Origin of the sequence: Enterobacter cloacae complex sp. SHL021 (assembly GCF_049237765.1) — a bacterium.
GTDB lineage: Bacteria > Pseudomonadota > Gammaproteobacteria > Enterobacterales > Enterobacteriaceae > Enterobacter > Enterobacter cloacae.
In genome coordinates this window covers 65,309-79,451 of sequence record NZ_JBMKJG010000001.1, presented here as the reverse complement: position 1 = coordinate 79,451, position 14,143 = coordinate 65,309, and the positions used below count along the sequence as shown (strand labels likewise).

The following is a 14,143-nucleotide window of genomic DNA, read 5'->3' as shown; positions in this document are numbered from 1 at the left end:
GTAGGGTTCCTGCCGCCAAAATTGCGCTAAATCAATCTCCCTCTACTTTGTCAAAAAAAGCCCTTTTCACCGCCCGGACACAGGCATAACCTTAAACATGTATATCAAATATAACTTTAAAAGGTGTGATTATGTTTTGTGTGCAATGTGAACAAACTATCCGTACCCCGGCAGGCAATGGCTGTTCTTACGCGCAGGGTATGTGCGGTAAAACCGCAGAAACATCAGACCTGCAGGATCTGCTGATTGCTGCCCTGCAGGGACTTTCCGCCTGGGCATTCAAAGCCCGCGAGTACGGTATTGTCGACCACTACGTAGACAGCTTTGCGCCGCGCGCCTTTTTCTCCACGCTGACTAACGTTAACTTTGATTCGCCGCGCATTGTCGGGTACGCCCGTGAAGCGATTGCCCTGCGCGAAGCGCTGAAAGCGCAGTGCCTGAATGCCGATGCCAGCGCCCGCGTGGACAACCCGATGTCAGAACTGCAACTGGTGAGTGACGACCTGGGCGAATTACAGCGTCAGGCCGCAGAATTTACCCCGAACAAAGACAAAGCGGCGATTGGCGAGAACATTCTCGGCCTGCGCCTGCTGTGCCTGTACGGCCTGAAAGGTGCCGCAGCCTATATGGAGCACGCGCACGTGCTTGGCCAGTACGATAACGACATCTACGCGCAGTACCACAAAATCATGGCGTGGCTGGGCACCTGGCCTGCCGATATGAATGCGCTGCTTGAGTGCTCTATGGAAATCGGCCAGATGAACTTCAAAGTGATGAGCATTCTGGATGCCGGTGAAACCAGCACCTACGGTCATCCAACGCCAACGCAGGTCAATGTGAAAGCGACCGAAGGCAAATGTATTCTCATTTCCGGCCACGACCTGAAAGATCTCTACAACCTGCTGAAGCAGACCGAAGGCACCGGCGTTAACGTCTATACCCACGGCGAAATGCTGCCCGCACACGGCTACCCGGAACTGCGTAAATTCAAACATCTGATCGGGAACTACGGCAGCGGCTGGCAGAATCAGCAGGTTGAGTTCGCCCGCTTCCCGGGCCCAATTGTGATGACCTCTAACTGCATCATCGACCCGACCGTCGGCGCGTATGATGACCGCATCTGGACCCGCAGCATCGTCGGCTGGCCGGGCGTGAGCCACCTTGAAGGTGACGATTTCGGTCCGGTGATCGCCCAGGCGCAGCAGATGGCGGGCTTCCCGTACAGCGAAATTCCGCACCTGATCACTGTCGGTTTTGGTCGCGAAACGCTGCTCGGCGCCGCAGATTCGCTGATTGACCTCGTCAGCCGTGAAAAACTGCGCCACATCTTCCTGATTGGCGGCTGTGACGGCGCGCGCGGTGAGCGTAACTACTTCACCGATTTCGCCACCCGCGTGCCGGAAGATTGCCTGATCCTGACGCTGGCCTGCGGTAAATACCGTTTCAACAAGCTGGACTTCGGTAACATTGAAGGGCTGCCGCGTCTGGTGGATGCTGGTCAGTGTAACGATGCCTATTCAGCCATCATTCTGGCGGTCACGCTGGCGGAGAAACTGGGCTGCGGCGTGAACGATCTGCCGCTGTCGCTGGTGCTCTCCTGGTTCGAGCAGAAAGCGATTGTGATCCTGCTGACCCTGCTCTCTCTGGGCGTAACCAATATCGTCACCGGCCCAACCGCGCCAGGCTTCCTGACGCCGGACCTGCTGGCCGTGCTGAACGAGAAATTCGGTCTGCGTTCCGTGACCACCGTAGAAGAAGATATGCAGCAACTGCTGAGCGCGTAAGGAGTATTTCATGACCATGCCAACCTCTCAGTGCCCGTGGCGGATGCAGGTTCACCACATCCAGCAGGAGACGCCGGATGTGTGGACGCTGTCGCTGCTGTGCCATGACTACTACCCGTACCGTGCCGGTCAGTATGCGCTGGTCAGCGTCCGCAACTCCGCGGACACATTGCGCGCCTATACGATCTCCTCGACGCCGGGCGTGAGCGAATACATTACGCTCACTATCCGCCGCATCGGTGACGGTGCAGGCTCGCAGTGGCTCACGCGTGACGTCAAGCGCGGGGATTACATTTGGCTGTCTGACGCGCAGGGGGAATTTACCTGTGACGACAAAAGCGAAGATAAATTCCTGCTGCTGGCCGCAGGCTGTGGCGTCACGCCGATCATGTCAATGCGTCGCTGGCTGGCCAAAAACCGCCCGCAGGCTGACGTGCAGGTGATCTACAGCGTGCGCTCGCCGGACGATGTGATCTTTGCCGATGAGTGGCACAACTATCCGGTGACGCTGGTGGCAGAGCACAACGCGACGCACGGTTTTGTCGAGGGACGTCTGAGCCGCGAGCTGCTGCAACGCGTGCCCGATATAGCGAACCGTACCGTGATGACCTGCGGCCCGGCACCGTATATGGAGATTGTGGAACAGGAAGTGAAAGCCCTGGGCGTAACCCGCTTCTTCAAAGAGCAGTTCTTCACGCCGGTGGCGGAGGCGGCAACCAGCGGGATTCAGTTCACCAAACTGCAACCGGCACAAACCTTCTTTGGCCACGTGGGCACCACGCTGCTGGAGGCGCTGGAAAGCAATAAGGTGCCCGTGGTGGCTGCCTGTCGCGCGGGCGTATGCGGATGCTGTAAAACGAAGGTAGTCTCCGGGGAGTACAGCGTGACCAGCACCATGACGCTGACCGATGCAGAAATTGCTGAAGGTTATGTGCTGGCGTGCTCATGTCATCCGCAGGGGGACCTGGTCCTTGCATAAACGTTAAATGTTCGATCGTAGGCCCGGTAAGCGTCAGCGCCACCGGGCTTTTTGTCGGGTGGCACTACGTTTACCCGACCTACAACAACCCTATCGCCACGCAGGACCTTTCCCTACCGCGTACCGCCCTGCCCCTAAAAACGCCACCGCCAGCGAGCCGATAAAGAAATACACCAGGCTCTCAATGGCCCACGCACCGACGGCATCGAGTGCAAAGGTTTTGCCCGTGCCCACCATCAGCCATGCCACAATCATGGTAAACGCCAGAACCAGCGCCGCCGGGCGCGTAAAGAGGCCGACAATAATCAGGATCGGTGCCACCACTTCGCCAATCAATACGCCGTAAGCAATAAACCCCGGCAGCCCTTTTTCCACCAGCAGGCCGCTGATAAAGCCCACACCGCCAAATAACTTGTGTAATCCGTGAAACAACATCAGCCCACCGACGGCAAGTCGTAACAAGAGTTTGCCGAGATCGTCGCACGTTAGCTTTTCGTTTACAGCAATTAACAATGATTTAACCATCTGAAATGATTCCCGTTTTCACCCAATCTGTCGCCAGATTATGCCGAATCATTGCCGGTGAAAACCACCCTGAAATGAGGGGTATTGTGCAGGCAATACAGTGACTTTCTTCTAAGCTTGTAAGCGATATCACAAAAAGGAGACGGACAACCATGAAACAAACCGTGGCTGCATACATAGCGAAGACCCTTGAACAGGCAGGTGTAAAACGTATCTGGGGCGTAACCGGCGATTCACTGAACGGGCTGAGCGACAGCCTCAACAAGATGAAAACCATTGAATGGATGCCGACCCGTCATGAGGAGGTCGCCGCCTTTGCCGCCGGGGCCGAAGCACAGCTCACCGGGGAGCTGGCCGTCTGCGCCGGGTCGTGTGGTCCAGGGAACCTGCATCTGATTAACGGGCTGTTCGACTGTCACCGCAATCACGTGCCGGTGCTGGCAATTGCCGCCCATATTCCCTCATCTGAAATCGGCAGTGGCTATTTTCAGGAGACGCATCCGCAGGAGCTGTTCCGTGAATGCAGCCACTATTGCGAGCTGGTGTCCTCGCCGGAGCAGATCCCGCAGGTTCTGGCGATAGCCATGCGCAAGGCGGTGCTGAACCGCGGTGTTTCTGTGGTTGTGATCCCGGGGGATGTGGCGCTCAAGGCTGCGCCCGAAGGGGCCAGCACCCACTGGTATCACGCCCCCCAGCCGGTCGTTACCCCAGCTGAAGAGGAGCTGAAAAAACTGGCGCAACTGCTGCGTTACGCCAGCAATATCGCCCTGATGTGCGGCAGCGGCTGTGCTGGCGCGCACAAGGAACTCCTTGAATTTGCAGGTAAGCTAAAAGCCCCAGTGGTTCATGCCCTGCGCGGCAAAGAGCACGTTGAGTACGATAACCCCTACGACGTGGGCATGACCGGGCTGATCGGTTTTTCGTCCGGCTTCCATACCATGATGAATGCCGACACGCTGATCCTGCTCGGTACCCAGTTCCCCTATCGCGCGTTCTACCCGACAGATGCCAAAATCATTCAGATCGATATTAACCCGGCCAGCATCGGTGCACACAGCAAGGTCGATATGGCGCTGGTGGGCGACATTAAATCCACCCTTGCCGCCCTGCTGCCGCTGCTGGAAGAGAAAACGGATCGTAAATTCCTCGACAAAGCCCTGAGCGATTACCGCGATGCGCGTAAGGGGCTGGACGATCTCGCCAAACCGAGCGACAAAGCGATCCACCCGCAGTATCTCGCGCAGCAGATCAGCCACTTCGCGGACGACGATGCCATCTTTACCTGCGACGTCGGCACGCCAACCGTCTGGGCGGCACGCTACCTGAAGATGAACGGCAAACGCCGCCTGCTCGGCTCGTTCAACCACGGCTCGATGGCCAACGCCATGCCGCAGGCGCTGGGCGCCAAAGCCACCGCTCCGGAGCGTCAGGTGGTGGCGATGTGCGGTGACGGCGGATTCAGCATGCTGATGGGCGATTTCCTGTCGGTGGTGCAGATGAAGTTGCCGCTGAAAATCGTGGTCTTCAATAACAGCGTGCTGGGCTTTGTGGCGATGGAGATGAAGGCCGGGGGCTATCTGACGGACGGCACCGAGCTGCACGACACCAACTTTGCCCGCATTGCCGAAGCCTGCGGCATAACCGGTATCCGCGTGGAGAAAGCCTCCGAGGTGGATGAAGCTCTGCAACGGGCGTTTTCCATCGACGGCCCGGTGCTGGTGGATGTGGTGGTCGCTAAAGAGGAGCTGGCCATCCCGCCGCAGATCAAGCTGGAGCAGGCCAAAGGCTTCAGCCTCTACATGCTGCGGGCGATCATCAGCGGCCGCGGCGATGAAGTGATCGAACTGGCAAAAACTAACTGGCTCAGGTAAAACATTTCGCATGACCTCTTAAAATAAAGGGATGTGAAATGATTGATTTACGCAGTGATACCGTTACCCGTCCGAGTCGCGCCATGCTCGAAGAGATGATGGCCGCCCCGGTCGGGGACGACGTCTACGGTGACGATCCAACGGTCAACGAACTGCAGCGCTATGCCGCAGAACTCAGCGGTAAAGAGGCCGCCCTGTTCCTGCCCACCGGAACGCAGGCCAACCTGGTGGCGCTGCTCAGCCACTGCGAACGCGGTGAAGAGTACATCGTCGGCCAGGGAGCGCATAACTACCTGTACGAAGCGGGCGGCGCGGCGGTGCTCGGCAGCATTCAGCCGCAGCCGATCGACGCCGCACCGGACGGCACTCTCCCGCTCGACAAGGTCGCCGCAAAAATCAAAGCCGACGACATCCACTTCGCCCGCACCAAATTACTCAGCCTTGAAAACACCCACAACGGCAAAGTCCTGCCGCGCGAGTACCTCAAAGCGGCGTGGGAATTTACCCGCGAGCGCAGGCTCGGCCTGCACGTGGACGGCGCACGAATCTTTAACGCCGTGGTGGCCTACGGCTGCGAGCTGAACGAGATTACGCAATATTGTGACTCGTTCACCATCTGCCTCTCAAAAGGGCTGGGCACCCCCGTGGGTTCTCTGCTGGTGGGCGATGCGGACTACATCAAACGCGCCAACCGCTGGCGTAAGATGACCGGCGGCGGCATGCGCCAGGCCGGTATTCTGGCCGCAGCGGGTCTGTATGCCCTTAAAAACAACGTGGCACGTCTGCAGGACGATCACGACAACGCCTCGTGGATGGCCGGGCAACTGCGTGAAATTGGCGCCGACGTGATGCGACACGACACCAACATGCTGTTTGTTCGCGTGGGTGATGAGCACGCCGCTGCGCTTGGGGAATTCATGAAAGCGCGTGGCGTACTGATCAACGCGTCATCCGTTGTGCGTCTGGTGATGCATCTCGACGTCAGCCGCGAGCAGCTGTTGGACGTCGTGAAACACTGGCAGGCGTTTTTACAGCGTTAAGGAGCAGAACGTGCCGCAACGTATTCTGGTGCTTGGTGCCAGCGGGTATATCGGTCAGCATCTGACCACGGCGTTAAGCCAGCAAGGGCATCAGGTGCTGGCGGCGGCACGCAACACGGAACGCCTGCAAAAACTAAACCTGCCTGGCGTCACCTGCCACAACGTCGACCTTAACTGGCCAGAGTCGCTGCCAGTGCTGCTGGAAGATATCGACACGCTGTATTACCTGGTGCACAGCATGGGCGAAGGCGGCGATTTTATCGCCCACGAACGTCAGGTGGCCCTGAACGTCCGCGATGCCCTGCGGCAAACGCCGGTTAAGCAGGTGATTTTTTTAAGCTCGCTCCAGGCGCCCGAAAATGAGCAGTCGGACCACCTGCGCGCCCGTCAGCTTACCGCGGACACCTTGCGCAGTGCGGATATCCCCGTCACCGAACTGCGGGCGGGGATCATCGTCGGCGCGGGCTCTGCCGCCTTCGAAGTGATGCGCGATATGGTCTACAACCTGCCGGTGCTCACCCCACCGCGCTGGGTGCGGTCGCGCACCACGCCGATTGCCCTGGAAAACCTGCTGCATTACCTGGTGGCGCTGCTGGACCATCCCGCCGAACAGCATCGCGTGCTTGAGGCCGCGGGGCCGGAGGTGTTGAGCTATCAGGAACAGTTCGAGCATTTTATGCGCGTCAGCGGCCGCCGACGCTGGCTCATCCCCGTTCCCTTTCCGACCCGCTGGATCTCCGTGTGGTTTTTAAACGTTATTACCTCAGTGCCGCCGACGACAGCGAAAGCGCTGATCCAGGGGCTGAAGCACGATCTGCTGGCGGACGATGGCGAACTGCGCGCATTAATTCCGCAGACGCTGATCCGTTTTGACGACGCGGTACGCCATACCCTGAAAGAAGAAGAGAAGCTGGTGAACTCCAGCGACTGGGGCTACGACGCGCAGGCGTTTGCCCGCTGGCGGCCGGAGTACGGTTATTACCCGAAACAGGCGGGCTGCACGGTGAAAACCTCGGCCAGCCTGGCATCGCTGTGGGAGGTGGTGAACCAGATCGGCGGCAAAGAGCGTTATTTCTTCGGCAATATTCTCTGGCAGACACGCGGAGCGATGGATCTGCTGGTGGGCCACCGGCTGGCGAAAGGCCGCCCTGCGCAGCCGTACCTCAAAGTGGGTGATACGGTCGACAGCTGGAAAGTCATCATCGTCGAACCGGAAAAACAGCTGGCGCTGCTGTTCGGCATGAAAGCGCCGGGGCTGGGACGGCTCTGCTTCACGCTAAAAGACAAAGGCGATTGCCGTGAATTGGACGTCCGCGCCTGGTGGCACCCACATGGGATGCCCGGTCTGTTCTACTGGTTACTGATGATCCCCGCACATCTGTTTATCTTCCGCGGGATGGCAAAACGGATTGCGCAACTGGCAGAACAAAAAACGGAAAAGAACTAAATAAAACTCGCTTTCTTTCACCTTTCCCATTGCAACCCGCCGTAATTCACGAAAGAATGCGCACGAAATTCTTTTCAACACAGTGGATTGTTATGAAGGTACTGGTTACCGGGGCGACCAGCGGCTTAGGCCGAAATGCGGTCGAATTTCTGCGCAACAAAGGCATTAGCGTCAGGGCTACCGGTCGCAACGAGGCGATGGGTAAGCTGCTGCAAAAAATGGGCGCAGAGTTTGTCCATGCCGACCTGACGGAGCTGGTCTCCTCTCAGGCGAAAGTGATGCTCGCCGGAATCGACACCCTGTGGCACTGCTCCAGTTTTACCTCTCCGTGGGGAACCCAGGAAGCCTTTGATCTCGCCAACGTGCGCGCCACGCGCCGTCTGGGCGAGTGGGCCGTTGCCTGGGGCGTGCGTAACTTTATTCATATCTCCTCTCCGTCGCTCTACTTCGACTATCACCACCACCGGGATATCCAGGAAACGTTCCGTCCGGCCCGTTTTGCCTGTGAGTTTGCCCGCAGCAAGGCGGCCAGCGAAGAGGTGATCGACCTGCTGGCGCAGTCGAACCCGCATACGCGCTTTACGATCCTGCGCCCGCAAAGTCTTTTCGGACCGCACGATAAAGTGTTTATTCCGCGCCTGGCGCAGATGATGCACCACTACGGCAGCGTGCTGCTGCCGCGCGGCGGTGATGCGCTGGTGGACATGACTTATTACGAAAATGCCGTGTACGCCATGTGGCTGGCGAGCCAGCCGGACAGCGATAAACTGGCGTCCGGTCGCGCGTATAACATCACCAACGGCGAACCCTGCCGCCTTCGCACCATTGTGCAGCGCCTGATCGACGAGCTGCACATCGACTGCCGCATTCGCTCGGTGCCTTATCCCATGCTGGATATGATTGCCCGCAGCATGGAGCGTTTTGGCAGCAAAACCGCCAAAGAGCCTGCGCTGACGCATTACGGCGTGTCGAAGCTGAATTTTGATTTCACGCTGGATATTTCGCGCGCGGAGAATGAGCTGGGGTATAAGCCGATTGTGACGCTGGATGAAGGGATTGTGCGCACCGCGGCGTGGCTGCGGGACCATGGGAAGTTGCATCGGTAGTTAATTGGGTGCGGCCTGATGCCCTCACCCCGGCCCTCTCCCACAGGGAGAGGGAGTAAAGATTAAAACGGCAACCTTTCGGTTGCCGTTTGCTGTTTATAATGCCGTCCAGGCCTCAGACCATGCCAGACCTGCGCCTGGTTCATAGTACATTGGTGCGTTGTTACACCAGCCGCTGTACGGGAACGGTTTGCACTGGAACAGTTTACCGTGGTTGTTCACGATATCGCCTGCGCTGTACTTGCTGTTCGCGCTCCACGCCGGGTAAGAGCCGGAAGTGCCTTCGTCCTGAGACGGGGTGGCTGCTTTGGCTTTTACGTTCAGCAGGTATGTGGTGGTGCTGCTCAGCTCGCCGTCGCTGACGGTCAGGCTGATTTCATACTGCTGCGCCGTCGCGGCTTCAGGCGCGTTGAAGGTCACTACCGCTTTATCGTCGCCGGTAACGGTCTGGCCGTCCTGGGAACGCCAGGTGTAGGTCAGCTTGTTGCCGTCTTCGTCGGTAGAGCCTTCTGCGCTCAGGGAGACCTGCGCACCGGCTTCAACCGCACCGATCGGACCGGCAATCTGCGCTACAGGCGCATGGTTTACCACCGCCGGGATGTCGTCTGGCACAGGTGCCGGGGTTTCATCCGGTGTTGGTGTCGGCGCTGGCGTCTCATCTTCAGACGGGGCTGGAGCAGGAGCCGGTGTTTCATCCGGCACGACCGCGGAACCGTCGTCGTTAACGATGTTCACGTTAAAGAACTTCTGTACACACTTGGTGTAGTCGCCGTCTTTGAACGCGCTAAATGGCGTCTGGTAACCCACCAGCTGGCAAGCGTAGGTCTTGCCATCAGGGGTATCCGCGCTCCATCCCCAGTCCTGTTCCCAGTAGATCTTCAGGGCGCCTGCGCCACCTTCATCGAACTGCTTCATGTTGGCACAGCCAAGCACTTCGTCAGCCGGTACAGGGACTTTCAGGTAGTTAGCGAACTCTTTGTAGTATTTGATACGGTTCTGAGACTGGGCAATTTCAGTCGGGCCACCGCACTCTACGCCGCCGTTGATGATCTGGGTGGTCACGCCGAAGCCAGGGACAAGACCGTTGGCTTTATCGTGGTCGTTCGGCTGCCAGGTGCCGTCGATAACCTGAAGCATGCTTGGTTTTGGCGGCTGTGGATAAGCGAAGAAGAAGATGGCGCTCGCCAGGTTCAGCCAGGTGTCGGCCACCAGCTCAGGTTTGTCGAGCAGCGTGCGGACATCGCCGTACATTGCTTCAGAGAATGGACCGTAGTTGTAGTTGTAAGACAACTGCTTAGCGCCGCGGCCAAAGTAGCTCAGGAAGTCGCCATCTTTGTCTTTACCGCACGGCCAGGTCTGACCCTGCCAGACGTCCGGGTTACACTCCCCGTTATAGCCGCCCTTCTGGCCTTCGCTCCAGCCCATCTCACGCACATAGACCAGTGCCTGACGCCATTCCGGCTCCGGACGCCAGCTTTCGTGGCCGCCGGTTTCCTGTGCGAAGTGAGCAAACATGGTTGCCAGCTCTTTACGGCAGATAGCTTCGCTGTCGCGGCCATCGTTGTAGGTATCACACAGCGCCGGGAATTTACCCACAGCTTTCAGGAAGTTACTGTAGCTGTAATCCTTCGCGCGCAGCGGGAACAGGTATTCCCAGTCGCTCTCTTTAAGGATCCCTTCAACGCGTTTCACGTTTACCGGGTTGGCTGCACGGCCTGGCTCAATCTGCTCGACCTGAGCGTTGTCCAGCGTACGGATGGTATCCTTCACGGATTTCATCAGTGGGAAATCGGTGAGCTCTTTTTCCTTTTTAGCCAGATCGCTGGCTTTCATGGTGTAAGGCACACTGCTTTCCGCCTTCAGCATGGTGGCCTGAGCAATCACCGGCGCTACGCAGGCACCGGCAATAAGCACGCTCAGTAATGTCCTTTTATTCATCTCGGTTATTCCTGTTAATTTCGATAAAGTTAAATAAATCTAAATTCATTTATTAATCCGTTAATAAATAAACTTCAGACAGCTGCTTTTCATTTTCTGAAGAATACGGGTGGGTACTCTTCAAAAAACAAAAAAACTCACCAGTTGGTTCTGTCGCGGGCGGCTAATTTTAACTGCTGATACTTTTTCCAGACCTTATGGGCATAGACCATGCGCTTAGGGTAATTTTCTTTTTTAAGCCCGGCGTTATACGCACCTACCGCTTCCCAGTTGTATCCATAAACCTTAATCATGCCTGACAATATAGAGGCGCCGACCATAATAGAGGTGCAGGGCTCTGTCATCAGACGGTTTTCATTAATGCCTTTGCGTTCAAGTTCAGGAAAGTGCGAGCTGTTGATTTGCATTAATCCGACATCGCGCGTTCCGTCATGATTGATGCCAATGGCGTACGGGTTCATTCTCGATTCCACATTCGCGATGGCATAAAGTAAAAACGGATCAATATGATAATAATGCGCCGCTTTATTCCAGCAATTTGCAAATGTGCTATGACTTAATATCAATAACAAAAACAGAAACCTTTTCATTCTTCACCTGCGTGGCCGTTTTTTTATTCTCCTCAAACACGTCCTGTTAAATTAGTGGAAGGTACTGGCCACACCCGAAGCGGGGTGTGACCAGTGATTGTGGGCTGATATCACACCCACAATTTCAAGCTCAGAAGATTATTTGCAGTCTGCTGACGCGCCTTCTTTCACCCATACATCGCTGTTGCCTGGTTTGTCACCTTTTGTCCACCATTTCGCGCGGTACTCGAAACCTTGATAGGTTGTCTTGTCACCACCGTTGTAGACCATGTCGGAGCGCCAGTTCATTTTCACCTGGCTGACCAGTTCCCATGCATCGGCGTTAAAGCCAGGTTTGTTGCCCTGAGTCCAGTACTTCGCTTTCCATACCAGATTATCGGAGCTGACCATGTCGCCGTTGTTGTAGATTTTGCTGGATTCCCATGCCGCGTATTTGCTGGCATTGGCATCTACCGGGTTATCGCAGCTGCCGGTTGCAGTGCCTTCATCAGATGGAGTGTTACCTTCATCAGATGGCGTGTTGCCTTCGTCAGACGGGGTATTGTCTTCATCAGGCACAACCGGGGTGGCTTTCGGCGTTACGGTAACCTGTACGTTAGACTGTACGCTGGTTTTACCGTCGCTTACGACAACGCTCAGGGTGTAGGTTGAGTCAGTTGTAACGTCCGGCGCGGTGATCTGTACGCTGGAGGTATCAGTACCGGTCGCGTGCATATCAGATGGTACGCTCCAGGCGTAGGTCAGTGCATCACCGTCTGGATCCGCTGCCTGCACGTTCAGGGCGTAGGTCTGACCGGCTTCCAGAGTGACGTTCTGCATCTGGTTAACCACAGGGGCCTGGTTGGCTTTCGGCGCTTTGTTCAGAACCTGTACGTCAGCGGTGCTGCTCAGACCTTTTGGATCGGTCACGGTCAGACGGAATGCCAGGGTCTGGTTGCTGGTCACAGCGCCAACGGAGAAGGTCGCCTTCGCTTTGGTGCTGTTGGTCAGGGTAACGCTTGGGCCAGAGATCTGGGTCCATTTGTAGGTCAGCGCATCGCCATCAGGATCGGTGGAGGCAGAGCCATCCAGAGTCACGGTCGCAGGGCCGGTCACGGTTTGATCCGCCGCAGAAGCAACCGGCGCATGGTTGGTCACTACCGGATCTGGCGTGGAGCTGCCCAGCAGGCTTTCGTTCATCGCGTTCAGGATATCGCCGTTATCGGAGTCGATAGACCACGCGAACAGGCCGCCCAGGTTTTTCGCCAGAACGTACTTACCTTTTGCGGTTGCGGAACGGGCATCTTCATAAGAGATCAGCTCGCCGGTGGATTTGTTGAAGACGTATGGCGCTTCAGCGTCTGCGTCATAGCCATATTCCCAGCCTGGCTTGCCTTTGTACTCGTTCACAATCTGACGATAGTCAACAACGCCTGGTTCCCAGGTGCCTTTCACGCCGTCAGTCGCGGTACCGGTGAACGGGTTGTTGCCGGTATAGCCGTGAACGCCAGTCCAGCCACGACCGTACATGCCGGTACCCACCACGATTTTGCCTGGCTGTACGCCCTGCTCCAGCAGCGCGTTAACGCCATTTTCGGTGGTGTAGTTGGTGTCCGGACGCCATGCTGGTGCATGCAGCGCAGCCTGGTGGCCCAGATCGGTCATGCTCCACGCGCCGTAGAAGTCGTAGCTCATCAGGAAGATGTGATCGAGGTACTGCTGCGCCGTGGTGTAATCCACGTCTTCAATCTTATCTTTACCGGCACCGATGGCGCTGGTCAGTTCATAGGTGCGTCCGGTTTCAGCGGACAGTTCGTTCAGCATGGTACGCAGATCGCGAATCACGGCAGTATAGGTTGCCTTATCCTGCTGCGGGTTACCCAGTGATTCGTTCACACCGCCGCCGCCCGGGAATTCCCAGTCGATATCCACGCCGTCGAAGAATTTCCAGGTTTTCAGGAAGTCTTTAACAGAGGCCACGAAACGTGCACGGATCGCGGAATCATTCATGTGATAGAACGGATCGGACATGGTCCAGCCGCCAATGGATGGCAGAATTTTCAGGTCAGGATGGGCTTTTTTCAGCGCCATCAACTGGCCGAAGTTACCTTTGTACGGGTCGTCCCAGTTAGATACGCCGGACTGTGGTTTCTGCAGCGCAGCCCACGGGTCGTGGATCGCCACGGTGTAGTCAGGACGGCCAGCACAGGCTTTCTGCAGGTTGGCGAAGCTGTTGCCGTTTTCAACGGTTTTCAGGCCGTCGTTGATGCCGTCGCCGCCACAGATTGGAATGAAGCCGTACAGGATGTGGTTCAGGTTAGCGGCAGGGATTTTATCGACCGGGAAGTTACGGCCATAAACGCCCCACTCAGGGAAGTAGGCGGCAACCACTTTATCGGTATGTTTTGCGAAGGTTTTGTTGTTTTCCTGCAGAGGCGCATTCAGCGGCAGGAGGTGGCTACCGTCAGTATCCGCCACGATGATCAGCTTGCTTGCGCTTTTGGTACAGCCGCTGTTGTTACAGAGTTCAACCTGCTCCTGGTAGCGACCGCCTTTTTTCACTTTAAAGGTGGCAGAACCGGATGCACCGGCAGCACCGGACCAGACGGTCTTGCCATCCAGCAGCACTTTACCGGAGGTCGGCGCGTCGCCGCTCCAGACGTTCCACTCGACTTTTACGTCGACACCGTCGTTATGAACCTTAACAAGATTACCGTAGTCCACTACGGCCTGGTCCACTTCAACGATGGCAAATTTATCGTTACCGCTGCTGATTGAAGGCGTACCTGGCGCTGCGGCGAACGCAGAGCCGGAAACGGCTGCGACAAAGAGTGCCAGATAGGTTGGCTTCATAAATTTCATTATTAATTCCTGATAATCTTAT

The 14,143-nt window shown here is 56.8% G+C and carries 10 protein-coding genes; 6 read left to right on the top strand and 4 right to left on the bottom strand.

Going from position 1 to position 14,143, the window contains the following annotated elements; translation table 11 throughout:
• Positions 1 to 131 precede the first annotated feature (131 nt).
• Both hcp and hcr read left to right on the top strand, forming a co-directional pair.
• Complete coding sequence (gene hcp, locus ACOTZF_RS00375; RefSeq protein WP_023622157.1) at positions 132 to 1,784, top strand: hydroxylamine reductase; 1,653 nt, start codon at positions 132 to 134, stop codon at positions 1,782 to 1,784.
• Between the two features lie 10 nt (positions 1,785 to 1,794).
• On the top strand, positions 1,795 to 2,763 hold the full coding sequence (hcr, locus tag ACOTZF_RS00370; protein WP_038419017.1) for an NADH oxidoreductase: 969 nt from the start codon (positions 1,795 to 1,797) through the stop codon (positions 2,761 to 2,763).
• A gap of 90 nt (positions 2,764 to 2,853) precedes the next feature.
• Here hcr and ACOTZF_RS00365 read toward each other — a convergent pair whose 3' ends face one another.
• Positions 2,854 to 3,288, bottom strand: coding sequence for a DoxX family protein (locus ACOTZF_RS00365; RefSeq protein ID WP_029883004.1), 435 nt, complete (start codon positions 3,286 to 3,288; stop codon positions 2,854 to 2,856).
• A 152-nt stretch (positions 3,289 to 3,440) separates the two neighbouring features.
• Here ACOTZF_RS00365 and poxB point away from each other — a divergent pair, with 152 nt between their 5' ends.
• The 4 genes from poxB (at position 3,441) to ACOTZF_RS00345 (ending at position 8,752) form a co-directional block, all read left to right on the top strand.
• Positions 3,441 to 5,159: a ubiquinone-dependent pyruvate dehydrogenase gene (poxB, locus tag ACOTZF_RS00360; RefSeq protein ID WP_023622154.1), complete on the top strand. Its 1,719-nt coding sequence runs from the start codon at positions 3,441 to 3,443 to the stop codon at positions 5,157 to 5,159.
• 38 nt (positions 5,160 to 5,197) lie between these two features.
• Positions 5,198 to 6,199 (top strand): low-specificity L-threonine aldolase, encoded by a 1,002-nt coding sequence (gene ltaE, locus ACOTZF_RS00355; RefSeq protein WP_038984462.1) that lies wholly within the window; start codon positions 5,198 to 5,200, stop codon positions 6,197 to 6,199.
• A 10-nt stretch (positions 6,200 to 6,209) separates the two neighbouring features.
• The gene (locus tag ACOTZF_RS00350; protein ID WP_038984460.1) at positions 6,210 to 7,646 is read left to right on the top strand and encodes an SDR family oxidoreductase; all 1,437 of its coding nucleotides are present in this window, start codon (positions 6,210 to 6,212) and stop codon (positions 7,644 to 7,646) included.
• Between the two features lie 92 nt (positions 7,647 to 7,738).
• Entirely contained in the window at positions 7,739 to 8,752 is a 1,014-nt protein-coding gene (locus ACOTZF_RS00345) for an NAD-dependent epimerase/dehydratase family protein (protein WP_013097338.1), read from the top strand.
• Between the two features lie 96 nt (positions 8,753 to 8,848).
• Here ACOTZF_RS00345 and ACOTZF_RS00340 read toward each other — a convergent pair whose 3' ends face one another.
• The 3 genes from ACOTZF_RS00340 to ACOTZF_RS00330 all read right to left on the bottom strand — a co-directional run bounded on the left by ACOTZF_RS00340 (position 8,849) and on the right by ACOTZF_RS00330 (position 14,121).
• Positions 8,849 to 10,690 carry a glycoside hydrolase family 19 protein gene (locus ACOTZF_RS00340; RefSeq protein ID WP_013097339.1) on the bottom strand — a complete coding sequence of 614 codons (1,842 nt, stop codon included), beginning with the start codon at positions 10,688 to 10,690 and terminating at the stop codon, positions 8,849 to 8,851.
• Between the two features lie 137 nt (positions 10,691 to 10,827).
• Positions 10,828 to 11,280, bottom strand: a complete 453-nt coding sequence (gene iagB / locus ACOTZF_RS00335) for a type III secretion system invasion protein IagB (RefSeq protein WP_038984458.1) — start codon at positions 11,278 to 11,280, stop codon at positions 10,828 to 10,830.
• Positions 11,281 to 11,418: 138 nt separating this feature from the next.
• A complete protein-coding gene (locus tag ACOTZF_RS00330; protein WP_038984456.1) occupies positions 11,419 to 14,121 on the bottom strand; it encodes a glycosyl hydrolase family 18 protein in 2,703 nt (900 codons plus the stop codon).
• Positions 14,122 to 14,143 lie beyond the last annotated feature (22 nt).